20 protein-coding genes are annotated in these 22,410 nt (G+C 64.2%); 12 read left to right on the top strand and 8 right to left on the bottom strand.

What is annotated here, in order from left to right:
• Window positions 1-184 precede the first annotated feature (184 nt).
• From ACSBOB_RS08175 to ACSBOB_RS08185, 3 genes are all read right to left on the bottom strand, one after another.
• Window positions 185-1,297, bottom strand: a complete 1,113-nt coding sequence (locus tag ACSBOB_RS08175) for an enolase C-terminal domain-like protein (RefSeq protein ID WP_442581940.1) — start codon at window positions 1,295-1,297, stop codon at window positions 185-187.
• Entirely contained in the window at window positions 1,297-2,376 is a 1,080-nt protein-coding gene (locus ACSBOB_RS08180) for a malate/lactate/ureidoglycolate dehydrogenase (RefSeq protein WP_442581941.1), read from the bottom strand. The genes ACSBOB_RS08175 and ACSBOB_RS08180 overlap by 1 nt, the downstream gene beginning before the upstream one ends.
• Before the next feature lie 84 nt (window positions 2,377-2,460).
• Window positions 2,461-3,939 (bottom strand): ABC transporter substrate-binding protein, encoded by a 1,479-nt coding sequence (locus tag ACSBOB_RS08185; RefSeq protein ID WP_442581942.1) that lies wholly within the window; start codon window positions 3,937-3,939, stop codon window positions 2,461-2,463.
• Between the two features lie 228 nt (window positions 3,940-4,167).
• Between ACSBOB_RS08185 and ACSBOB_RS08190 the strand changes: the two genes are divergently transcribed.
• Window positions 4,168-5,094, top strand: a complete 927-nt coding sequence (locus tag ACSBOB_RS08190) for a 2-hydroxyacid dehydrogenase (protein ID WP_442581943.1) — start codon at window positions 4,168-4,170, stop codon at window positions 5,092-5,094.
• A 54-nt stretch (window positions 5,095-5,148) separates the two neighbouring features.
• Here the strand turns inward: ACSBOB_RS08190 and ACSBOB_RS08195 are convergent, their stop codons facing one another.
• Window positions 5,149-5,919: a FadR/GntR family transcriptional regulator gene (locus ACSBOB_RS08195; RefSeq protein WP_442581944.1), complete on the bottom strand. Its 771-nt coding sequence runs from the start codon at window positions 5,917-5,919 to the stop codon at window positions 5,149-5,151.
• Window positions 5,920-6,054: 135 nt separating this feature from the next.
• On the opposite strand from ACSBOB_RS08195, the gene araD reads away from it, so the two are divergent.
• From araD to ACSBOB_RS08240, 9 genes are all read left to right on the top strand, one after another.
• On the top strand, window positions 6,055-7,779 hold the full coding sequence (gene araD, locus ACSBOB_RS08200) for an L-arabinonate dehydratase (RefSeq protein ID WP_442581945.1): 1,725 nt from the start codon (window positions 6,055-6,057) through the stop codon (window positions 7,777-7,779).
• A 25-nt stretch (window positions 7,780-7,804) separates the two neighbouring features.
• Window positions 7,805-8,530, top strand: coding sequence for a ribonuclease activity regulator RraA (locus ACSBOB_RS08205; protein WP_442581946.1), 726 nt, complete (start codon window positions 7,805-7,807; stop codon window positions 8,528-8,530).
• A 66-nt stretch (window positions 8,531-8,596) separates the two neighbouring features.
• The gene (locus tag ACSBOB_RS08210; RefSeq protein ID WP_442581947.1) at window positions 8,597-9,619 is read left to right on the top strand and encodes an ABC transporter ATP-binding protein; all 1,023 of its coding nucleotides are present in this window, start codon (window positions 8,597-8,599) and stop codon (window positions 9,617-9,619) included.
• Window positions 9,616-10,467, top strand: coding sequence for an ATP-binding cassette domain-containing protein (locus ACSBOB_RS08215; RefSeq protein ID WP_442581948.1), 852 nt, complete (start codon window positions 9,616-9,618; stop codon window positions 10,465-10,467). Before ACSBOB_RS08210 ends, ACSBOB_RS08215 begins: the two co-directional genes overlap by 4 nt.
• Entirely contained in the window at window positions 10,464-11,384 is a 921-nt protein-coding gene (locus tag ACSBOB_RS08220; protein WP_442581949.1) for an ABC transporter permease, read from the top strand. Before ACSBOB_RS08215 ends, ACSBOB_RS08220 begins: the two co-directional genes overlap by 4 nt.
• 2 nt (window positions 11,385-11,386) lie before the next feature.
• Window positions 11,387-12,256, top strand: coding sequence for an ABC transporter permease (locus tag ACSBOB_RS08225; RefSeq protein ID WP_442583678.1), 870 nt, complete (start codon window positions 11,387-11,389; stop codon window positions 12,254-12,256).
• Between the two features lie 19 nt (window positions 12,257-12,275).
• Window positions 12,276-13,460: an L-2-hydroxyglutarate oxidase gene (gene lhgO / locus ACSBOB_RS08230; protein ID WP_442583679.1), complete on the top strand. Its 1,185-nt coding sequence runs from the start codon at window positions 12,276-12,278 to the stop codon at window positions 13,458-13,460.
• A gap of 157 nt (window positions 13,461-13,617) precedes the next feature.
• A complete protein-coding gene (locus ACSBOB_RS08235; RefSeq protein WP_442583680.1) occupies window positions 13,618-13,854 on the top strand; it encodes a hypothetical protein in 237 nt (78 codons plus the stop codon).
• Window positions 13,855-14,006: 152 nt separating this feature from the next.
• On the top strand, window positions 14,007-15,317 hold the full coding sequence (locus ACSBOB_RS08240) for a flavin monoamine oxidase family protein (protein WP_442581950.1): 1,311 nt from the start codon (window positions 14,007-14,009) through the stop codon (window positions 15,315-15,317).
• Here ACSBOB_RS08240 and ACSBOB_RS08245 read toward each other — a convergent pair.
• The 3 genes from ACSBOB_RS08245 to ACSBOB_RS08255 are packed head-to-tail and all read right to left on the bottom strand — an operon-like array spanning window position 15,281 to window position 18,088.
• Window positions 15,281-16,354: an ABC transporter ATP-binding protein gene (locus tag ACSBOB_RS08245; protein ID WP_442583681.1), complete on the bottom strand. Its 1,074-nt coding sequence runs from the start codon at window positions 16,352-16,354 to the stop codon at window positions 15,281-15,283. The genes ACSBOB_RS08240 and ACSBOB_RS08245 overlap by 37 nt on opposite strands.
• Before the next feature lie 7 nt (window positions 16,355-16,361).
• Entirely contained in the window at window positions 16,362-17,174 is an 813-nt protein-coding gene (locus tag ACSBOB_RS08250) for an ABC transporter permease (protein WP_442581951.1), read from the bottom strand.
• The gene (locus ACSBOB_RS08255) at window positions 17,171-18,088 is read right to left on the bottom strand and encodes an ABC transporter permease (RefSeq protein ID WP_442581952.1); all 918 of its coding nucleotides are present in this window, start codon (window positions 18,086-18,088) and stop codon (window positions 17,171-17,173) included. Before ACSBOB_RS08255 ends, ACSBOB_RS08250 begins: the two co-directional genes overlap by 4 nt.
• A 252-nt stretch (window positions 18,089-18,340) precedes the next feature.
• On the opposite strand from ACSBOB_RS08255, the gene ACSBOB_RS08260 reads away from it, so the two are divergent.
• On the top strand, window positions 18,341-19,759 hold the full coding sequence (locus ACSBOB_RS08260) for an aminotransferase (protein ID WP_442581953.1): 1,419 nt from the start codon (window positions 18,341-18,343) through the stop codon (window positions 19,757-19,759).
• Between the two features lie 472 nt (window positions 19,760-20,231).
• Here ACSBOB_RS08260 and ACSBOB_RS08265 read toward each other — a convergent pair whose 3' ends face one another.
• Entirely contained in the window at window positions 20,232-21,431 is a 1,200-nt protein-coding gene (locus tag ACSBOB_RS08265; RefSeq protein WP_442581954.1) for an aromatic ring-hydroxylating oxygenase subunit alpha, read from the bottom strand.
• A gap of 229 nt (window positions 21,432-21,660) precedes the next feature.
• Here ACSBOB_RS08265 and ACSBOB_RS08270 point away from each other — a divergent pair, with 229 nt between their 5' ends.
• Entirely contained in the window at window positions 21,661-22,287 is a 627-nt protein-coding gene (locus ACSBOB_RS08270; protein ID WP_442581955.1) for a hypothetical protein, read from the top strand.
• Window positions 22,288-22,410: the final 123 nt, after the last annotated feature.

Raw genomic sequence — 22,410 nt, forward strand, 5'->3', positions numbered from 1 at the left:
GGGCCGCTGCGCCGGGCACGATTAAGGCTTGTGCAGCGAAGCATCGATCGAAAACGCCGCGCCGGTGTCCGGCTATTTCCTGACCAAGCGCTCGATATCGGGCTCGCTGGCTGCAGTGAACGGCATGGCGATCACGCCGCGCAAATAAACCATTTAAACTGTTCCTTCGATGTTCCGGTCGGCCTCAGCGCAGAACGGCCGTCGCGGTCGAGCGAATGAGATCGAAATCGATCTGCACGCCCAGCCCCGGTCCATCCGGGACGCGCACCATGCCCTTGCCGTCCACGACCAGATCGTCGACCAGCCCGTATTTCTGCACGTCGTCCGGCAGGATGACCTCGAAGAATTCCGAATTCGGAATGCCGCACATGACGTGCAGGTTGGCGACGTTGTTGAGCGAATTCCCGCCGTGGTGGATCTCGTAGGTCATGCGGAACGCCTCGGCGAGATGCGCCGTCTTCACGCAGGCGGTGATGCCGCCTTTCACGGCCACGTCGCCGCGCAGATAGTCGGTCGCCTGAGCCGTGATCCACGGTGCGTAGGCATGGAAACCGCCAGGCGCGAATTCTGTGGCGAGGATCGGGATGTCGAGTTTTTGCCGGAGTTTTGCGCAGTTGTAGATGTCCTCCTCGGCGAGCGGGTCCTCGAACCAGTAGAAACCCAGCTCCTCGATCGCCCGGCCGACGCGCAGCGCCTCGGTGTAGGTGTACATCCAGGTGGAATCGAGCATCAGGCGGTAGTCGTCTCCCACCGCTTTGCGCACCGCCTTGCAGACCTCGATATCGCCCTGCCAGCCTTTTCGCGGCGGGTGGATCTTGTAGGCATGGTAGCCGCGCGCTTTGGTCTCCAGCGCTTCCTCGACATATTCGCCAACGTCGGCATGGCCGGGGGAACTCGCATAGGCCGGAACGCTGGTCCTGTAGCCGCCGACCAGCCGATGGATCGGCAGGCCGGCGATCTTGCCGGCCAAATCCCAAAGCGCGACGTCGACCGCACCGATGCAGCGCCAGGTCGTCGAGCGGAAGCGCTTGCAGATGTCCAGATGAATGCGCTCGCGATCGAGCGGGTCGCGACCGACGAGGATCGGTTTCAGCGTCTGGATGAGCGAAGACGAGTCGAGTTCGGCCGATTTGGTGATCGACCCCAGGAAGGCGTGACCTTCCAGCCCTTCATCGGTGCGCAGCGTCACCAGACCGAGCACGGACGTGCCTGTCGTCGGCGCGTTGTGCGGACCGAAGGCGAGTTCGCGAATGCCGCACTGCTCGAAATGGGTAACGGTGACGTCGGCGATCTTCATCAGCCGGTCCGCAGGGTCGTGTTGCCGCGAAAAATGTCGGCGGGCGGCTCGGCGCCGACCTGCCGGCCGGCGTCGACGATGTCGGACCAGCTTTTCGCGTCGATCGGCACGCCGCCTGCCTTGCGCTCGTCCGTGGTCGCGGCTTCGAGGTCTCCAGGAAGCAGCACGCCGGCATTGCCGCCGGAGCGCACCCAGCCAACGAATGTGTCGATCTCCGGCGAGAGCACGTCCGCCGTGCCGAGGTGTTCCGGTGAAATGATGATCGACAGCATGCAGTTGATGGTGGCGTTGCGCTTCTTCGGGCCCGACTGCGTCTTGCCGCCGGTCAGCGCAGCGCCGAGCAGTTCGCAGACGAAGGACAGCCCCCAGCCCTTGTGGTCGCCGAACGGCAGAAGGATGCCTTTCGGCTGCCCGAACAGGATGGACGGATCGGTCGTTGGCTGCCCGTCGGCGGTGAGCAGCGCGCCGGGCGGTAGCGGCTTGCCCTGGTTCATGGCGACGCGGACCTTTCCGACCGCGAGCTTGCTGGTGGCGAAATCGAGCACGATCGGCCGCTTGCCGTCGCGCGGGATGCCGACCGAGAAGGGATTGGTGCCGACGCGCGCGGCGACGCCGCCGAACGGCGCGACGGACGGGTCGCTGACGACATTGACGAAGTGGATGGAGACGAGGCCCGCGGCGGCGCACTGCTCTGCCCAGTGGCCAATGCGGCCGACATGGTGGCTGTTGCGTAGGCCGACCAGCGCCACGCCGTTGGCACGCGCCTTGGAGATGCCGATTTCCATCGCGTCATGCGCCATCACCTGACCGTAGCCGCCATTGCCGTCGCAGATCAGAAAACTGTCGGTTTCGGTGACTGTCGTCAGCGACTGGTTGGGCAGCAGGTCGCCGGAGCTTAGATTGCGCACATAGACCGGGATCGAGCCGACGCCGTGCGAATCGTGGCCGCGCAGGTTGGAATCGACGAGGTGCCGGGCAATCAGCCGCGCCTCGCGGTCGGACGACGAGGCGGCGCGAAAAATGTCGGCGACATAATCGTGCAATCTGCCGTCGTCGACGAGGACTGGCTCTGCGGCCATGCAAAAGCTCCGTGGAATTGAAGGTGTTGCCAAAGAAAACGGCTGCCCACGAGCAAGCGGGCAGCCGTCGTATCGATTGTCGGCTCAGTTGACGGTGATCGAGGCGAGATAGGGTGCCTCGATCGGCGAGAACTGCAGGCCGGAGACGTTGGAACGCGCCACGTAGACGATCTTCAAATCACCCCAGAAGATGCCGACCGCATCACCCCAGATGATCTTGGTTGCCTCGGCATAGATCCGCTTGCGCTTTTCCTGGTCGCTCTCGGCCTTGGCTGCCAGCAGCAGCTTGTCGAGGTCGGGATTGGCGTAGTTCATCTCCTTGTTCTCGGAATAATAAAGCCGACCGACCGTGTAGTCGGCGTCCAGCGTCAGGGCCGGATTGGACGACAGCACCATGTCCCAGTTCATCTCGCGGAAATTCTGGGTGAAGATAGCGCGCTCCTGCTCCAGCGGCCTCACCTTCACGCCGACAGCGTCCCAATAGGAGATGAAGGTCTGGGCGAAGTCGGAAATGCCGGGGAAAAAATTCTGGCCGAACAGGAGGCTGGTTTCAAAACCCTCCGGCAGACCGGCTTCCGCCAGCAGCGCTTTCGCCTTCTCCGGATCGTAGGCATAGGGGTCGAGCGGCGTGAAGCCGAACACCGTTTCAGGAATGACGTTGCGCGCCGGTGTGCCGGTCTCGGGCTTCAGGTCGCGCAGCACTTTCGTGGTGTCGATCGCATGCCACATGGCGCGGCGCACCCGCGCATCGTCGAACGGTTTGCGGGCGGCGTTGAACCATGCATAGCCGTAAGTGGCGCTCGGCACCACGTCGACCTTGACCGCGCTTTCGCCGCGAAGCTGGGCGAGTTCGTCGTCGGAAAAGGCCCAGGCGATGTCGACCTCGCCGTTGAGGATCGCGGTGACGCGCGCCGTCTGCTCGGGGATGTTGACGAATTGCAGTCCCTCGATCTTCGGCTTCTCGCCCCAGTAATCGGAGTTCGTCTGGAGGGTGAGTGTGTCGCCCGGCGAAAAATCCTCGATCTTGAACGGGCCGGTGCCCGGCAGCACGACGCCCGCGCCGTATTCTTCCGGTCCCTTGGCGGTGACGACTTCCGAGGGAGCTATCGACAGGAACGAGGTGATGCGCAGGAACGGGCCGACCGGGTTCTTCAGATGGATGACGACTGTGTGCGCGTCGGGCATATCGACGCTTTCCAGCACTTTCCACTGGCTGGCGAGGCCGCCCTTGGCCTTCGACAGGCGCTCCGCCGAGGCCTTCACGTCGGCGGAATCGAAATCGGTGCCGTCGTGGAATTTGACGCCGGAGCGCAGCTTGAATTCCCAGGTCTTGTCGTCGATCTGCTTCCAGCTTTCGGCCAGCACCGGCACCGGCTGGTCGCCGTCGAACTTCACCAGCGTCTCGAAGATCTGGCGCGCCACCAGCACGGATTCGCGCAGCAGCGCATTCGGCCCATGCGGATCGATGTCGATGATGGTTCGCGGCGGCGACACCTTCACCACCTGGGCCGAGGCAGCGGTCGAAACCAGCGCCGCCGCCAAGGCGATCAGAATTTTCCTCATCTCTTCCTCCCAAAGAATACGGTCGCCAGTGGCGCGGTCGGCACCTAATCGTATTTGTCACAGACATGTCAAGGTATGCGGCAGAATTTGGTTGTAATTTGTAATTTTGGGCGATAGCTGCCGTATGAGGCCCAGGCGAACGCGCTGCTGTCGCGCCTTTCGAGGAGCGTTCCTGCTCGCACGAAACGCGGATAGCGGCTTCTCGAACAAACATATTACAAATTTGATATGACAGTCAGCGGCAAAATCCCCATTCTCCAGGTCGGCGCGATGCCGCCGACCGCGGAGGCGCTGCTGGCGGCCAGCTTCGAGCTTACCGCATTCGCCGGCGAGACGGAGGTGCTGGCGGCTGCAAGCAGCCTGGGTGGCGTGCGCGGTATCGCCACTTCAGGCAAGGCGACGATCGGAGCGGAACTGATCCGTGCGCTGCCGGATCTTCGGGTCATCTCCTGCCTCGGCGCGGGGTTCGACGGCATCGACGTTTCCGCCGCGCAGGCGCGAGGCGTCGAGATTGCCACCACGTCGCGCGTGCTGGCGAGTGACGTCGCCGATGTCGCCATGGGCCTCGTCATCGCCACCGCGCGCGATTTTGTCGGCGCCGACCGCTTCGTGCGGGAAGGGGGCTGGGCGCAGGGGCGCTATCCGCTTGGGCGTTCGCTGGGCGGGGCGAAGCTGGGCGTCGTCGGCCTGGGCAATATCGGCAAGGCGGTGGCGCGGCGCGCATCGGCCTTCGACATGCAGGTCGCCTACACCGCGCGGCGGCAGGACGAAGGCGCGCCCTGGGCCTATTTCGCCGATTTGGCCGAACTCGCCCGCTGGTCGCGATTCCTGGTGGTGTGCTGTCCGGGCGGCCGCGAGACCTACAGGTTGATCAACGAAAACATCCTGTCGGCGCTCGGGACGGACGGCATTCTGATCAATGTCGCGCGCGGTTCCGTCGTCGACGAAGCGGCGCTGGCGCAAGCCATTGAGGCCGGCACGATCGCCGGCGCGGGGCTCGACGTGTTCGAGGACGAACCGAAGCCACATCCCGCGCTGCTCGCCAGTCGGCGTGTCACCGTGCTGCCGCATATCGGCAGCGCCACGGTCGAAACGCGCGAACGAATGGCCCAAGCCATGGTCGATGCGCTGGCGAGTTCTCTTGAGTTGGATTGAAGCGCCTCTGGGGGAAGGATCGGCCTCAACGGCCGGCACGCGCAATCCCCGATGTCAGAGATCGTCGGTCACCGGAATGCGGTTGATCATGTATTCGTAGGCGCTCTGGATATGATAGCGCATGTATTCCCGCGCGTCGTCGGCCTGGCGGCGCTCGATCAGCCGCAAGATTTCGCGGTGTTCGCCGTTGATCCTGGTGCGGTGCTCGACCGGGTCGGGCGCCTTGGTGGCGCTGCACAGCCGGAGATAGACTTGGAAGCCCGGTTGCGACCTGATCATCTGCATGGATTTTTCGAGAAAGGTATTGTCGGCCGCCGCCACGACGGATTTGTGAAAATCGAATGCTTCGAGCGGCTCCTGGCTGAAGGTCGGGAAGGTATGGGTCGGCGGGTAGACACATTCGCTGATGCGCTTCAGTGATGCCGGGCCATGCCGCAGAGCGGCCAGATAGGCCGCCTCGCTCTCGATCAGCAGACGGAACTCGAAGCACCGCTGCAGGTCCCGGACGCTGCTGCCCTGGAAGACCTCGCTTCGCTTCGCCACATCGCTGTCGGGCTCCCGGATGACGACCGTTCCGGAGCCCTGGACGGAACGCACCAATCCCTTGCTGCGCAGCCTGGCGATCGCGGAGCGCACGACCGGGCGCGAGACCTGGAAATGCTGACTGAGTTCGTTCTCGGTAGGGAGCTTGCCTTCGTAGGGAATGCGGCCCTCTTCGATCCAGTTCAGCAAGGATCGGTAGACGGCGTCGCTCCGGTTGCCCTCCCGCATTGACAGATTGGGGGACAAGCTATCCGCAGTCAGTGCGTCAGGGGTCGAATCCATGAGGCTGTATCTAGCATATCGAACGCAAATTTGGCAAGTGTCATTACAAATTCATTACAAATAGCTTGACAACTGGCTGGTCATGCGTAAGTTGCGGCCGGATTTGTCACGTGCCTGCAACATGCGAAGGTCTCGATGAGGAAGATTTCGGTTTCGGACCTGCGCAGCCAGCGCTGGTACAATTCGCCGGCGATGCGCACTTTCAATCACCGTTCGCGCATCTTCCAGATCGGTTATTCGAAAGCCGACTTCGAGAACAAGCCCGTCATCGCCATCGTCAACACCTGGAGCGACCTCAACCAGTGTCATTCGCATTTCAAGCAGCGGGTGGAGGAGGTTAAGCGCGGTGTCTGGCAGGCGGGCGGCTTTCCCGTCGAGATACCCGCCATCTCGCTCAGCGAGCCGGTGATGAAGCCGAGCACCATGCTCTATCGCAACCTGCTGGCGATGGAGACCGAAGAGGTGCTGCGCGCCCATCCGGTGGACGGCGCGGTGCTGATGGGCGGCTGCGACAAGACCACACCAGGTCTGCTGATGGGCGCCTTCAGCATGAACCTGCCCTGCATCTTCGTGCCTGCGGGCCCGATGCTCAATGCCCGCTGGCGCGGCCATACGCTGGGCAGCGGCAGCGACAACTGGAAGTTCTGGGACGAGAAGCGCGCCGGCAACATCACCGACGCGCAGTGGCAGAGCATGGAGGAATCGATCGCGCGTTCGCCAGGTCATTGCATGACCATGGGCACCGCATCAACGATGACCAGTGCCGCCGAGGCGCTCGGCATGACGTTGCCAGGTGCGGCGTCGATCCCGGCGCCGGATTCCAATCATTCGCGTATGGCGTCGGACTCGGGCCGCCGCATCGTGGAGATGGTGTGGGAGGACATGCGCCCGAAGAGTTTCATCGACATGCGGTCGTTTGAGAACGCGGTCAGCGTCGTCATGGCGCTCGGGGGCTCGACCAACGCGGTGATCCACCTCATCGCCATGGCGCGCCGGCTGTCGATACCGCTCGACCTCGAAACCTTCGACCGCCTCTCGCGGCGGACGCCGGTGCTTGCCAATCTGCGGCCGTCCGGAAAATTCCTGATGGAGGATTTTTACTACGCCGGCGGCCTGCGGGCGTTGATCCGCAACATGGTCAGCCTGCTGCACGCCGACAGCATGACGGCCAACGGCCGCACGCTGGCCGACAATGTCGCCGACGCCGACTGCTTCGATGCCGATGTGATCCGCCCGCTCGACAAGCCGATCCTCGCCGAGGGCGGGCTGGTTGTGCTCAAGGGCACACTGGCGCCCAATGGCGCGGTGATCAAGCCGGCGGCGGCGACGCCGGCGCTGATGAAGCATCGCGGCCGGGCCGTCACCTTCTCCGACCGTGACGATCTGGCGAAGCGCATCGACGATCCGGACCTGGACATCAACGAGGACGACGTGATCGTGCTCAAGGGCGCTGGCCCGGTCGGCGCGCCGGGAATGCCGGAATGGGGCGCGCTGCCCGTTCCGAAGAAGTTGCTGGTCAAGGGCGTGCGCGACATGCTGCGCATTTCCGATGCGCGCATGAGCGGCACGAGTTTTGGCGCGTGCGTGCTTCACGTCTCGCCGGAAGCGGCGCGGGGCGGGCCGCTTGCTCTGGTGCAGGATGGCGACATCATCGAGATCGATGTGGCCGAGCGACGCCTCGACCTGATGGTGACCGAGGAGGAAATGGCGCGTCGGCGCGCCGCCTGGCGGGAGCCGCCGCCCTATTATTCGCGCGGCTACGGTGCGATGTTCGCCAAGCATGTGACATCGGCGGATCAGGGCTGCGACTTCGACTTTCTCGAGCCGGCAGGCGAGACGCCGGAACCCAAGATTTATTGACCCATACGACATCCGGATATTGCCCATGCCGACCGAAGCCGACACGGAAATCATCGACCGTCTCAAGCGTTGCGGCACCGCGACGCTGTCGACGATCCTGACCAAGCGCGGGCTGAACCACGTTTTCATGACCGGCGTGACCCCGCTGCCCGGCTCCAAGCCGCGCATGGTCGGGCGCGCCTTCACCATGCGCTCCGTCGCCATGCGCGAGGACAAGCTGGCGGACGACAAGGCGATGAACCCGCGGCTCAACATGCAGCGCCGCGCCACTGAGGAATGCGGCGTCGGCGAGGTGCTGGTGATCGACTGCCGCGGCGACGCCAACGGCGCCAGCGGCGGCATGATGCTGTTCGAGCGGATGCGGCTGCGCGGCTGCGCCGGCGTCGTCTCGGACGGTGGCGTCCGCGACGCCTGGGAGATCGCCGAGACCGGCTTTCCCGTCTATGCCAAGGCCGTCTGCCCGCCCAACAGCACGCTCGCCCATCGCTTCATCGAACTCAACGTGCCTGTGAGCTGCGGCGGCGTGGCTGTCTATCCCGGCGACTTCATCGCCGGCGATCCGGATGGCGTGATGGTCGTGCCGCAGGAGATCGCCGACGAGGTGTCGCGGCAGGCGCTGGATTATGAGGAACAGGAGGAATTCATCCTGCGCCGCATCCGTGACGGCGCGACGATCTACGGCACCTATCCGCTGGAGGGCGAGGGGCTGGCGGAATATGAAGCCGAACTCGCGGCGCGCCGCAAAGGTTGATTGGCAATGTCGGCGCAGGCCAGCATAGGTCGAAGGCCGATGGCGATGCAGGGAGGCAATCAGCCGTTGACGGGGACAAACCTGAATCGCACAGTCGATCCCGCGGCTGCGACGCCGCTGCTTTCGGTCCGCGACCTGTCCATCCGCGCCGGAAGCCTCGAGCTCGTGCGTGGCGTGAGCTTCGATCTCCAGCCCGGCACCATGACGGCGCTGGTCGGCGAATCCGGCAGCGGCAAGAGCTTGACGGCACAGGCGATCCTCGGACTGCTGGACCGTGAGATCTACACGGTGGCGGGCGCTGATCTGCGGTTCCAGGGCGGCCGGCTCGGCTTCGAAGGAAACCGCCTGCCCAAGGGGTTTCGCGGTCAACTCACCGGCTATGTCATGCAGGATCCCTCGTCGGCGCTCGACCCGACCATGACGGTGGGCCGGCAAATCGCAGAGATGTTCGTCGTGCATCGCGGCATGGACATGCGCTCGGCCCTGAAGGAAGCGGCACGGATGCTCGACTTCGTGCGCATTCCCAGCGCGGCGAGCCGCATCGGCGATTATCCGCACCAGTTCTCCGGCGGCATGAAGCAGCGCGTGCTGATCGCCATGGCCGTGGCGCTGTCGCCGCGCCTGCTGATCGCCGACGAGCCGACGACGGCGCTGGACGTGACCGTGCAGGCCGAAATCCTTGCGCTGATCGACGATCTGCGCGTCCAGCTCGACATGGCCGTGCTGATCATCACCCACGATTTCGGCGTCGTCTATCAGTGCGCCGACCGGGTGATGGTGATGTATGCCGGCAAGCTGGTCGAAGGCGGCGAGACGCTGCAGATCACCGAGAACGGACGGCATCCCTATACGCGCGGGCTGATCGCCTCGATCCCCGACTTGGACGATCTCGACCGGTCGGTGGTAGCCATTCCCGGCCAACCGCCCCGCCCGGAGTCGAGTTGGATCGACAGTTGCGCTTTTCATCCGCGCTGTGCCTGGAAGGTTGACCGCTGTCTCACGGAAGCTCCGGGTATGGAGCAGCTTGACGGTGGCGACATTGTGCGCTGCTTCGAATGGCCGCGCGTCGTTGCGGGGGCACGGCCATGACCGCCGCGCTGGAAATCGAGCGCCTGACCTTCGCCTATCCCTCCAGTGGCTTGATGTCGTCCGGCGCGGCCGCGCTCAAGGCTCTCGACGATGTGAGCCTGTCGGTCGAACCTGGGAAGGTACTGGGCATCGTTGGCGAATCGGGCAGCGGCAAGAGCACGCTGCTGCGAACCATCGTCGGCCTGAACCGGGGATATTCCGGCACGATCCGCTACCAAGGCCAGGCGGTCGACCACGCGGCCGGCAATGCGCGGCTGGCGCCGTTCCGTGCCGGCGTGCAGATGATCTTCCAGGATCCGGGCGGCAGCCTCAATCCGTTCAGGACGATCCGCCAGACACTGACGGCGGCACTCGCCCGCGCTCCGTCCACAGCGTCGGAACGTGACCGCCTCGGCGCGCTGCTCGACCAGGTCGGCATGAACGCCTCGGCGCTCGACCGGCGGCCTTCCGAATTCTCCGGCGGCCAGTTGCAGCGTCTCGCCATCGCCAGGGCGCTGGCCTGCGACCCGACCGTCTTTCTCTGCGACGAACCGACCTCGGCGCTCGACGTCTCCATCCAGGCGCAGATCCTCGACCTGTTTGCCCGGTTGAAGAATGAGGGGCGCGCCTTCGTCTTCGTTACCCACAATCTCGGCGTGCTCGGCCATGTCGCCGATACGATCGCCGTGATGTTCCGGGGCCGCGTCGTCGAAATCGGCCCGGCACGCCGGCTGATCGCCGAACCCAGGGAGGCCTACACGGCCGCGTTGATCGCTGCGTCGCCCCGCCTGAAACATCGCGGCGTTCTACTGGATAACGCCCGCCGCCGCCTCGTGCCGCAGGCTTCCTCGGTAGAGAGCACGCCATGATCGGCTATGTCGGCTCCCGCCTGTTCAACGCCGCCGCCACCTTGGTCGCGGCCGTGATCGCCACCTTCATCATGATACGCATCGCGCCCGGCGACCCTGTCCTGGTCCTGCTCGGCGATCTGGCGACGCCCGACCAGATTGCGGCCGCCCGGATCGAATACGGCATCGACCGGCCGATCTACGAGCAGTTGCTGATCTATCTCGGCAAGGCGTTCACGCTGGATTTCGGCAATTCGATCATCCAGGGCCGGCCGGCCGTCGATATCGTCGCGCAGCGCATGCTGGCGACGCTGACGCTCGGCGCTTTCACCTTTGCGCTGGTCATCGCGGCGGCGTTGCCGCTCGGGCTGCTTGCCGCGCTTTATCGAGACCGCTGGTTCGACAAGGCGACCTCCAACACTTCGCTGGTGGTGCTGGGCATCCCCGATTTCTGGCTCGGGCTGGTGTTCATCCTGGTATTTGCCCGCTGGATGCAGATCCTGCCGAGCTCCGGCTGGTCGTCGCCAAGTTCGATCGTGCTGCCGGCCGTCACCCTTGCATTGCCGCTGATCGCGGTGAACATGCGCCTGATGCGCAACGAGGCGATCGGTGTGCTGAACTCGAACATGGTCAAGATCCTGCGGGCCAAGGGCATGCCGACGTCACGCATCGTCAGCCACCACGTGCTGCGCAACGCGCTGCTGCCGGTGCTGACCGTTGGCGGCGTGCAGTTCGGGCATCTGCTCGGCGGCGCGGTGATCGTCGAGACGGTGTTCGGCTGGCCGGGCCTGGGCAAGGAACTGATCGGCGCCATCGGATACCGCGACTATGCGGTGGTGCAGGCCTGCATCTTCATCATGACCTTCCTGGTCGTGGCCGTGAATTTCGCCGTCGATTTCGGCTACAGGCTGATCGACCCGCGCCTGAGGCGGGCGTGACCATGGCTGTAACCGCGTTCTCCTCGCGGGTGCCCGGCATGCGGCTGGCTTTTTCCGAAATGCTGGCGCTGGGTTTTGTCGCCCTGTTCTTCGTCGTCGGGCTCGTCGGTCCTTATCTGGTCGACTTCAACCCCGCCGCTACCGACACGGCGATGCGGCTGAAGCCGCCGATGACCACGCTCGCCAACGGCGCCATCGCCTGGTTTGGCACCGACGCGGTCGGGCGCGATGTCGCCAGGCAGGTGATCTATGGCGCGCGGGTCTCGCTGCTGGTCGGCTTCACCTCGGCCGCGCTGGCCGCCGCTTTCGGCATCGTCATCGGCGTATGGGCGGGCTGGGCAGGTCGGCGGACCGAACAGGTGCTGATGCGCATCGTCGACATCCAGCTTGCCTTCCCGTCCATCCTGATCGCGGTCTTCCTGGCCGCCTTCATCCAGCCCAGCCTGCTGTCGGTGATCGCCATCCTCGCCGTGACGCGCTGGGCGGTCGTCGCGCGCGTCGCCCGCGCCATTACGGCTCGCGCGCTGACGAAGAGCTATGTCGAGGCGGCGATCATCTCGGGCGAAAGCACCTTGCGGATCGTGCGCGACTGCATCCTGCCGAATCTCTGGATCCCGCTGCTCATCCTGATGTCGGCGGAACTCAGTCTCATCATCCTGGCGGAAGCGTCGCTCGGCTTCCTCGGACTAGGCACGCCGATCGACGTGCCGTCCTGGGGCCGCATCATCGCTTCGGGCCGCAACTACCTTGCCAACGCCTGGTGGATCGCAACGCTGCCCGGGCTGGTCATCGTCGTGGTCGTGGTGTCTATCGGCGTGGCCGGCGAGGTGCTGCGCCGGCGGCTCGGCCGCGGTGCCGGTGCGGCGCTATGAGCTCGGAAACCCCTTGATGATTTATGATTTCTGCGTGGTCGGCGGCGGCATTGTCGGGCTGGCGACTGCACTTGAACTGCTCCGCCGCAGGGCCGGCGCCAGCCTGCTGCTGATCGAGAAGGAGGTGCGCGTCGGCCAGCACCAGACCGGCCACAATAGCGGCGTCATCCATGCCGGCATCTATTATGCGCCGGGCAGCCTGAAGGCGAAGCTGAGCTTCGAGGGCCTGCACGCCACCAAGGAATTTTGCTACGAGCACGGCATCGCCTACGACACCTGCGGCAAGCTCATCGTCGCCACCAACGACGTCGAGTTGCGCCGAACCGAAGCGCTTTACGAGCGCGCGACCGCGAATGGCCTGACACTTTCGCGCGTCAGTTCCGGCGAGTTGCGCGAAATCGAACCCAATATCACGGGCATCGGCGCGCTGCTCAGCCCGGAGACGGCGATCGTCAGCTACCGGCAGATCTGCGAGAAAATGGCGGAGCTGTTGCGGGAAGCCGGCGCGGACATCCGGCTTGGCAAGGCCGTCACCGGGATCAAGGAGGAAGCGGATGCCGTGCGGATCGAAGCTGGCGGCGAGGCGTGGTCGGCGCGAAAACTGGTCTGCTGCGGCGGGCTCCAGTCCGACCGGCTGGCGCGCATGGCCGGAGCGAAGGTGGATTTCCGCATCGTGCCGTTCCGCGGCGAATACTTTGTCCTGCCGCTGGCCAGAAACCAGATCGTCAAGCACTTGATCTATCCGGCGCCCGATCCCGACCTGCCCTTTCTCGGCATCCATCTGACGCGCATGATCGACGGCAGCGTCACGGTCGGTCCGAACGCCGTGCTAGGGTTTTCCCGGGAGGGCTATACTAGGCTTTCCTTCGATCTTCGCGATTCGCTCGACCTGATGACCTTCCCGGGTTTCTGGAAGCTGGTTGCGAAGAACCGCCGGCACGCCTTTGCCGAACTCAGGAACTCGCTGTGGAGAAGCGGCTATCTCGAAGAATGCCGCAAATACTGCCCCAGCCTGACCCTCGACGACCTGCAGCCCTACCCGGCCGGCATCCGCGCCCAGGCGGTGACGCCGCGAGGCGAGGCGATCCACGATTTCCTGTTCGCCGAGACCGGAAAGACGCTGCATGTCTGCAATGCGCCGTCCCCCGCCGCGACATCCGCCATCCCGATCGGCCGGATGATTGCCGCGAAGCTGCTTCGCTGAAGCCTTCGGCGTCGCCGGGCATCGGCGCGGTGGGTTTCCGCCGGGCTGGCGGCAGCTTATGGGGAACGATCCGTCACCGCGTCCATTGAAGGAAAAGGAGAAATGCGGAGATCAAGCGTTCCGGCTCGATTTCCGAAACCCAATCGGAGAATCGATGATGGTCACGTTCAGGGAAATGAAGGTGCAGGAAATTGTCGAGGACGGGTCGCTCAGCACGGAGCAGAAGATCGAGGAACTGAGGGGCATCGAGTCGGAGGTGCGCGGGCTTCAGCGGGCGGCGAGCGAAAGCCCGATGAACCCGAACGACGGATGGGACGGAGATTTGCGGCAGGTCCGCAAGGCGCTCGACAGCCTGGGCGCCAAGGAACCGAAAAAGGGCGCGGCAACGCTCTAGCCGTAGGCCGTTAAAGGGAAAAGCACCGTACAAAGGTGCGCAAAGAGTAGACATTAACCATAGGCTACCCGACAATGAAACGAAACGGGTAGTGCGTCCGCGCATGTGCAGAGGCGGCGCACCGCCCGTTTCGGCCATGTAGAGGCATGCTTATGACTGCTACGGTTTTCCGTACGGATGTCGTCATCATAGGGGCCGGATTCACCGGCCTTTCGTCGGCGCTGGCCTTGCGGCAGGCGGGGGTGGATTTTGTCGTCCTGGAGGCGCGCGACCGGGTCGGCGGGCGTGTGGAGTCCAAACAAAACGGCCTCGGCGAGCGCATCGATACGGGCGGCCAGTATTTCTGCGAGGACATGCCGGAGATTTCGGCGCTGTCGGAGGCGTACGGCAAGACGCGGGTCGATGGTTTGTTTTCCGGCCTTTCGCTGGTGGAGCCGGAGACGATCGTCGGTACGATCGACGATCTCTACCGGCGTTTCGTGGCGATCCGCGACCGTGCCAATGAGATCGACCCGGACGATCCGGCCATCGCAAAACTTTCGGTGCGGGCGTGGGCCGAGATGCAGCCAGACGCCTATGACGCGCAATGGGCCTTCCTCGGCTCGATCGAGGGCCTGTGGTGCCAGCCGACCGATCTTCTGCCGTTCTGGTATCTCGTGTCCAACGACAGGCGGATCACCAACGAGGTGCCCGAACTCCAGTATTTCCTGAAGGAGACGATGCATTCGTTGGCCGAGGATATCGGCAGGGAACTCGGCCCGCGGCTGCGGCTGCGCGAGCCGGTACGCGGGGTGAAGCATGGCGCCAATGCGGTCAGCATCCGCACCGATGCGGGTGTCTATCAGGCCGGACATGCCATCGTCACCTTGCCGCCGCGGATGGCGCACCGCATGACCTATGAACCGCCGCTCCCGGTGGAACTCTGCCAGGCGGCGTCGGCGTGGCGCAGCGGCAAGGTGATCAAGGCGCTGGTGCGCTACGAGAAACCGTTCTGGCGCGACAAGGGGCTCAGCGGCAGCGTGTTCTTCCTCGATCCGCTCGGGCTCTATGCTTGCGACGCCAGCCGTGACGACGGTCATGCGGCGATCGTCGTCTTCGCCGGGGGCAGCCTGGCGGAGCGCTGGCGACGGCTGGGAAACGAAGCCGCCAAACTGGCCATCCTGGAAAAGCTGCGCTCCACGCTGGGGCCTGCGGCCAAGACGCCGCTCGACATCACGATCCGCGACTGGTCGGACGACCAATGGAGCGGCGGCGGCTATTCGGACACGATCATGGATTTTTCGGCAAAGGATGCGGAGGCGATCATGCGGCGGGGCCTGCCGTCGGTCACCTTCGCCTCTTCCGAATTGTCGCCAAGCTATCCCGGCTATATCGAAGGCGCGATCGTGGCGGGGCGGGCGGCGGCGAGCCGGGTCATCGGGCAGGCTCAATCCGCCATGGCGACCAGCGCGTCCGGGTCGTAGCCGAGCCGGATCGTGGCGCCGAGCGGCAGGTCGTCGGCGCCGAAATCGTTGGTCTCCGTGACCGACAGCGGCTTGTCCATGCCCGGCACCTCGACGATCAGATGGGTGATCTCGCCGAAGTAATGGCGCTCCACGACCTTTCCCGCGACTTCATGCTTGGCCGTCGCGTCGTCCCACAGTACCCGCAACCGCTCAGGCCGGATGCCGACCGTCGCGGCCGAACCGTTCTTGACATATGCCGAGGGCTTCTCGGTCTTTACACGGCCAAAACCCAGCGTGTCGACGACGATGGACGTGCCGGCGTCGTCGACGATCTCGGCCTTGATGAAGTTCATGCCACCGAGGAAGTCGGCGACCTGGCGGTTGACGGGCCGCTGGTAGATTTCCTTCGGCGCCGCCACCTGCGCGATCCTGCCACCGAACATCACGGCGATGCGGTCGGACATGGCGAGCGCCTCGTACTGGTCGTGGGTGACCAGGATGAAGGTGATGCCGACCGCCTGCTGCAGGCGGCGAAGCTCGACCTGCATCTGCTCGCGCAGCTTCTTGTCCAGCGCCGAAAGCGGTTCGTCGAGCAGCAGTACTTTCGGGCGCATGACCAGGGCGCGGGCCAGCGCAACACGCTGGCGCTGGCCGCCGGAGAGTTCGGTCGCGCCGCGCTTGCCGAGGCCGGCGAGCGACACCATGGCCAGCGCCTCCTCGACGCGGCGCTTTTCCTCCGAAGCCTCCAGCCTCATGCGTTTCAGCCCATAGGCGACGTTCTGCTCGACATTCAGATGCGGGAAGATCGCATAGCTCTGGAAGACCATATTGGTCGGGCGGCGGTTGGCCGGGATGCCGACCATCGGCTGCCTGTCGATCAGGATCAAGCCTGAGGTCGGCGTGTCGAAACCGGCAATCATGCGCAGCAGCGTGGTCTTGCCGCAGCCGGACGGGCCGAGCAGCGAGAAGAACTCGCCCTCGTTGATGGTCAGGTTGGCGTCGTCCAGCGCCTTGAATGGTCCGTAGCTGCGGGTGACGCCGCGGATTTCGATCATCGGACGGTCAGGCAAGGGCAACCCCCAAATTCTGGGTGCGGCGCGCGGCGCGGCGGCGCAGCATTTCGGCGATGGTGAGCATGACGAAGGAGCCGACGAGCAGCAGGGTTCCGAGCGCCAGAACGCTGGGCAGTTTCGCGGCGAAGCGCAACTGGCCCCAGATGTAGACCGGCAGCGTCGTCTCCGTGCCGGCGAGGAAATAGGCCATGACGAACTCGTCCAGCGAGATGGTGAAGGAAACCAGCAGCGAGGAGATGATGGCCGGCGCCACCATGGGCAGCGTCACGCGGCGGAAGGTGCCGAACGCGGTCTCGCCGAGATCGGCGGAGGCCTCTTCCAGGCTGCGGTCGAAACCTTCGAAACCCGAGGTGAGCACGGTCACCGAATAGGGAATGCAGATCAGCACGTGCCCCAGCACCACCGTGACCAGCGAGAGATTGAGCCCGAGTTGCAGCATGACCAGCAGCATCGACACGGCGATGATGATCTCGGGCAGGACCAGCGGCGCCATGATCAGGCCGTTGACGGCGCCCCTGCCCGGAAAGTGGTAGCGGGTGATGGCGCGGGCAGCGCAGATGCCCAGCACCGTCGACAGCACGGAGGCCGAGACGCCGACCATCAGGCTGTTCCAGGCCGAATCCAGCAGCGCCTTGGTGTGCGGCAACTCCTCGTACCATTTGAGGGTGAAGCCGGAGAGGGGGAATTGCGGCGTCGCCGCCGTGTTCACGGAAAAGATCGGCAGGAAGACGATCGGCAGATAGAGGAAGACGATGTAGAGCACGGCATAGGCCGGCAGCCAGCGGTCGAGGAACCTTCTCATCGCGCGAGCCTCGCGGCGGAGCGTATCAGCAGCACCGAAGCGGCGGCGATCGCCGTGACCGCCACCATGGTCGTCACCGAGAGCGCTGCTCCCAGCGGCCAGTTCGCGCCCTTGAGAAACAAGGATTGGATCGCGTTGGAGATCATCACGCCGTCCTTGCCGCCGACGAGGCGCGGCGTGACGTAGTCGCCGACGGTCGGGATCATGACGATCAGCAGCGCCGATATGATGCCGGATGCGGAAAGCGGCAGCGTGATGCGCAGGAAGCGCCGGACCGGTCCATCGCCGAGATCGGTGGCCGCTTCGATCAGCGTGCGGTCGACCTTTTCCAGAGAGACGAAGATCGGCAGGATGGCGAAGGCGGCCCAGGCGTGGGTCAGCGTGATGATCACGGCGCTCGTATTGTAGAGCAGGGCTGTCGACGGCTCGTCGATGATGCCCAGCGCCAGCAGGCCGGAATTCAGCACGCCATTGTAGCCGAGGATGACCTTCCACGACATGACGCGCAGCAGGTAGCTGGTCCAGAAAGGAATGGTTATCAGGAACAGCCAGAGGTTCTTGTGCCGGCCGCCGTGGAAGGAGATGTAGTAGGCGATCGGATAGGCGAGCAAGACCGAGAAAAAACTCACCGACAGCGAAATGAACAGCGAACGGACCAGCAGGTCGCGATAGATCGGCTCCGTCAGCGCGATGCGGTACTGCTCCAGCGTGAAGGTGCGGTCGATGGTGAGATAGTTCTGTGTCCAGAAACTGTGGGCGACGACCACCAGGATCGGAACAACCAGCAGGATAAGCGCATAGAGGAAAGTGGGGCTGATCAGCGCCCAGCCCTGGGCGGCCTCGGATTGCAGAAGGGGTTTTGCGCTGGTGCGTGCCTTGCGGTACGCGACGGTCCCTTCCGCGGCGGCCGTCATTGCAAGGGCTCGCCTGTCGCGGATCGCGTGGGCTGGCTCTCCATGGCTGCTCCCATCCCGTCTTCTGCGCCGGGTTTCCCCTTGTTTCCCGGCTTTCCTTCATCATGGGCCCAACAGCGGATTGAAATCAAGCGGCATTTCTGGGATATTGATTGAACGGACATTCAATAAGAGACGAATAGAGCCGTTTTTCCGATGGTTTGTCGGCGCAGACGCTTCAGATCACGAAATTTTCATGCGAAGGAGGCCGGCATGGCTGCGGTCAGGGATATCGACATCGGCGACGGCGGCGGAAATTCGGCGGCGGTGGCGGTCGAGCTTGCCAAGCGGCACCTCGTCCAGCCCTGGCCCTATGCCGGCTCGATCGGCAGCGAGGCGCGCAGCCTGATCGGCAGCGGCGAGGGCATCTACATCACCGACGGCGACGGCAAGCGGCTGATCGACGGGCCGGCCGGCATGTGGTGCGTCAATGTCGGGCACCGCCGCGAAGAGCTTGCGCGGGTCATGTACGACCAGGCGATGGCGCTGTCCTACAACACGCCGTGGTACACGATGAACGAGCCGTCGGCGGTGCTAGCAGAGCGGATCGCCGCTTATGCGCCGGGCGATCTCAACCACACGTTCTTCACGACGGGCGGGTCGTCGGCTGTCGAAAGCGCGCTGCGTTTCATGCAGTTCTACAACAATGTCCGTGGCCGGCCGGAAAAGAAGCTGCTGCTGTCGCGCGGCGGCGCCTATCACGGCTCAACTTACCTGTCCGCCTCGCTCAACGGCCGTCCACGCGACCGCGACTGGATGGATGTCGCCGACGGGCTGGTGGTGAAGCTGTCGTCGCCGGACCCGTTTCGCCGCCCGGCGGGCATGACGATCGAAGCTTTTTCCGACTTCCTGGTCGAGGAGTTCCGACAGACCGTGAAAAGCATCGGCGCGGACAAGATCGGCGCCTTCGTCGGCGAACCGGTGCAGGCTTCGGGTGGTGTGATCGTGCCGCCGCCGAACTATCTCAGGCGCATCCGCGATATCTGTCGGGAGAACGACATCCTCTATGTTTCGGACGAGGTGGTGACGGCGTTCGGGCGGCTGGGCGAGGTGTTCGCCTCGGAGGAGGTGTTCGACATCGAGCCGGACATCATCACCTTCGCCAAGGGCGTGACCTCCGGCTATTTCCCGCTTGGCGGCATGATCGTCTCGGAACGGCTGCTGCAGGATCTGCGCAAGTCGAACCATCCTGACGCGATGTATGCGCACGGCCTGACCTACACCAGCCACCCGGTCGGCTGCGCCGTGGCGCTGGCCAATCTCGACCTCTTGGAAGGCGGGATTCTCGACCACGCGCGTTCGGTCGCCCCGTATTTCCAGGAGAGGTTGCGCACGCTGGAGGATCTGCCGTTGGTCGGCGAGGTGCGGGGCGTCGGGCTGATGGGCTGCGTGGAATGCGTCGCCGACCGCGGGAGCAAGGACGCGCTGAAGCTCGACTACGAGGTGGGCAAACGCATCGACGCGCATTCCCATGCGCTCGGCCTGCTGGTGCGGCCGCTGATCCACATGTGCGTGATGTCGCCGCCGCTGATCATCACCCGCAGCCAGATCGACGACATGGTGGCGATCCTGCACGAGGGCATCTCGCGGACGATGGACGATCTGCGTCGGGAAGGCGTCTGGCGGGGATGACGCCGGTCCCCGCAGGCGTGGCGCATCCGATCGTTCAACGAACTTCGCCGCGCCCCCTTCGAATCTCGCGATGAGAAACGGGTGAAGGAGGCGCGGCGACAGGCACCCTTGGGGCTTGGGCACCAGCATCGGACGACGGGCCCCCCACCCAACCGCCACTGAACTTTTGCGACCGCCGAAACATCGACCGCATTTGCACTGTAGCTGCGCACGTATCGTTTTGCTGATGGCAATTCATGTCATCTCGGGGCATGTGGGGCACATGCGGGCATAAACGGGCGAACCCTTAATGCCGCAGGGAAACGCCACTTCGCTCGGCGCAAAGAAGGGAAGATAATCCCGTTCTGGCCCGCCTGCGCATAGTATTGTATTTCGGAAAGGCGCGATTTCAGCCGATATCCAGCCGCCCGAAGCGACAGAACGGTCCGCCGGTCCTCGGCGCCGGAGCCGGGCGAGATGGCTGCCTGCCGGCTCAGGACCGGGACTGAAGCGCCTCGTTGAGCCCCCACATGTCCTTCTCTTCCGGCGCGCTTTCGAGCTGGAGGACCGGAAGCATGCGGCGCAGATGGTCGTGATGGGTGCGCACGCCATATTCGAGGTCCGAGAGGTAGAAGCCTTCGAACGCGTCGGACAGCATGGATTCGTTCGACCAGACGCTGAGCTGCACGTCCTCGGCCGTCGTCTCGCGGTCGATGCGCAGCGCAAGGTATCGCGCCGCCGCCTGCCGCCGGCTTTCCTCCGGATAACGATAGATCGCGCCGCGCAGCAGCGTCTCGCCGGTCGACAGCGGGAATTCCTGGTAGAACTGGGCGGTCTCCGGCGTCAGCGCGATCACCATGTTCGGGAAGATGCCGTAATAGATCCAGGCCTTGCGCAGATGCTCGGGCAGGTGCGTTGCCTCCGGTGAGATGCGCACATAGTTCCTGACACTCCAGCGGCGGCCGGCATGGGGATTGTAGGTCGCGAAGGAACGCGACACGCCGTTCTTGAAGGGCTCGTCGAAATAGGTCGAGCCATAGAGATCCTGGAGCGCCGGATGCGCCATTGCGACGTGGTAGCCTTCATTGTCGACGTCGCGCACCGATTTCCAGTTCACCGGCGTCTTCTGCGACCAGACGCCGTAGGCGGGCAGCATCTCGCCGATACGGTAATGCGAAATCTCGCTCTCGATCGGCTGCATGAGTTCGGCGACCGACGGCTGCGGCCCCGTGCGGAAGCGCACGAAGATGAGACCCATCCAGATTTCGAGATCGAGCGGCGACAGGCCGAATTCGGTCTTGTCGAGGTCCGGGAAGGAGCCTGGCCGCGCCGCGCCGCGCAGGGTGCCGTCCAGATTGTAGACCCAGCCGTGGAACGGGCAGACCAGCGCGTTCTTGCAGTTGCCCTTGTTGTCGGCGACGACACGCGAGCCGCGATGGCGGCAGAGATTGTGGAAGCCGCGCACCACGCCATCCTTGCCGCGAACGGCCAAGGCGCGCTCGCCGACGATGTCGATGGCAAGGTAGTCACCGGCATTCGGCATGTCGGAGACATGGCCGACGATCTGCCAGTGATTGCGGAACACATGCTCTTTCTCAAGCTCGAGAAGGGCCTGGCTGTGATAGCTCCAGCCGGGCAGGCCGCGGCGGTCCCAGTCATTGGGAACGGTCACGTCACGGCTGTGGAGGTTCATGATTATGCTCTGATTTTTATTGAATGATCATTCAATAAAAGCACATTTCTGCTTTCCAAGCAATGCCTTATGACTTTTCATGACTCTGGATGCCGCGGCGAGGGGGCAGCGCTGCTGCATTCGGCAGACGCTGCGAGCGGCAAAAAACCCGTGTTCTCCACGACTTACCAAGGGATTCGCTGAGAACAGCCGCAACGCGCAAGGAGAAGGATTTTCCGGCTTCCGGCCTATGGATCGCGGCCATGCCGATCAAGGTTTGCCGCGGGAACAGCTCTCGCAGGCCGGAGTTTTCCGTCAGCGCGCGTCGCGTCGGAAGGCTGCCCGATTGTGGTGTTTCAAACATGTTACGCAGGCAAATACGGGCAGCATCGGGCGGAAACAATGGCGCCTTAATTCTTTCTTCATCAGGGAAAAGAAACGACAAAAAGCCGACAGGCAGACGACGATGACCGCTTCGATGACATTTGCCGATTCCGACCGCCGCCTCGTGCCGCACGAGCGCAATCGCATCCTCCCAAGCCTGGCGTTGCGCCGCCGGTCGAGCGACCATCCGATGGCGATGTTCGCCGTTGCCGCCGGTGCGGCCTTCATCTCGATGGCGGTGACGCCGTCGTCCGGGACTGCCTTCGCTTCCTTCGACCGTCCGGCCGTAGCCGGTGGTGAAGTGAAGACCACCGCCAAGACTTCGCGCCTGCCGGTGCGCGAGAGCAGCAATCCCTGCCAGGGCCAGTCGTGGGGCGAGGAGAGCTATGATTGCCTCGTCCAGATCGCCATCGAGTCCGGCAAGACGGACGCCGTTCGCGTACGCAAGTTGGCGCTCGCGGGTTCGCCGGCGGCCACGACCACTGTTTTCTAAAAGTTCCTCCCACGCCGTCTCAGGCGTACCGCGAAGGCCCTTGCCGATTTCCCCATCGGCAGGGGCCTTTTCCGCATTTGAACTATTGTCGGGAATGGATGTCGCCGGCCGGTGGCCGGCCTA

The sequence above is a fragment of the Mesorhizobium sp. KACC 23794 genome (assembly GCF_052180275.1).
Lineage (GTDB): Bacteria > Pseudomonadota > Alphaproteobacteria > Rhizobiales > Rhizobiaceae > Kumtagia.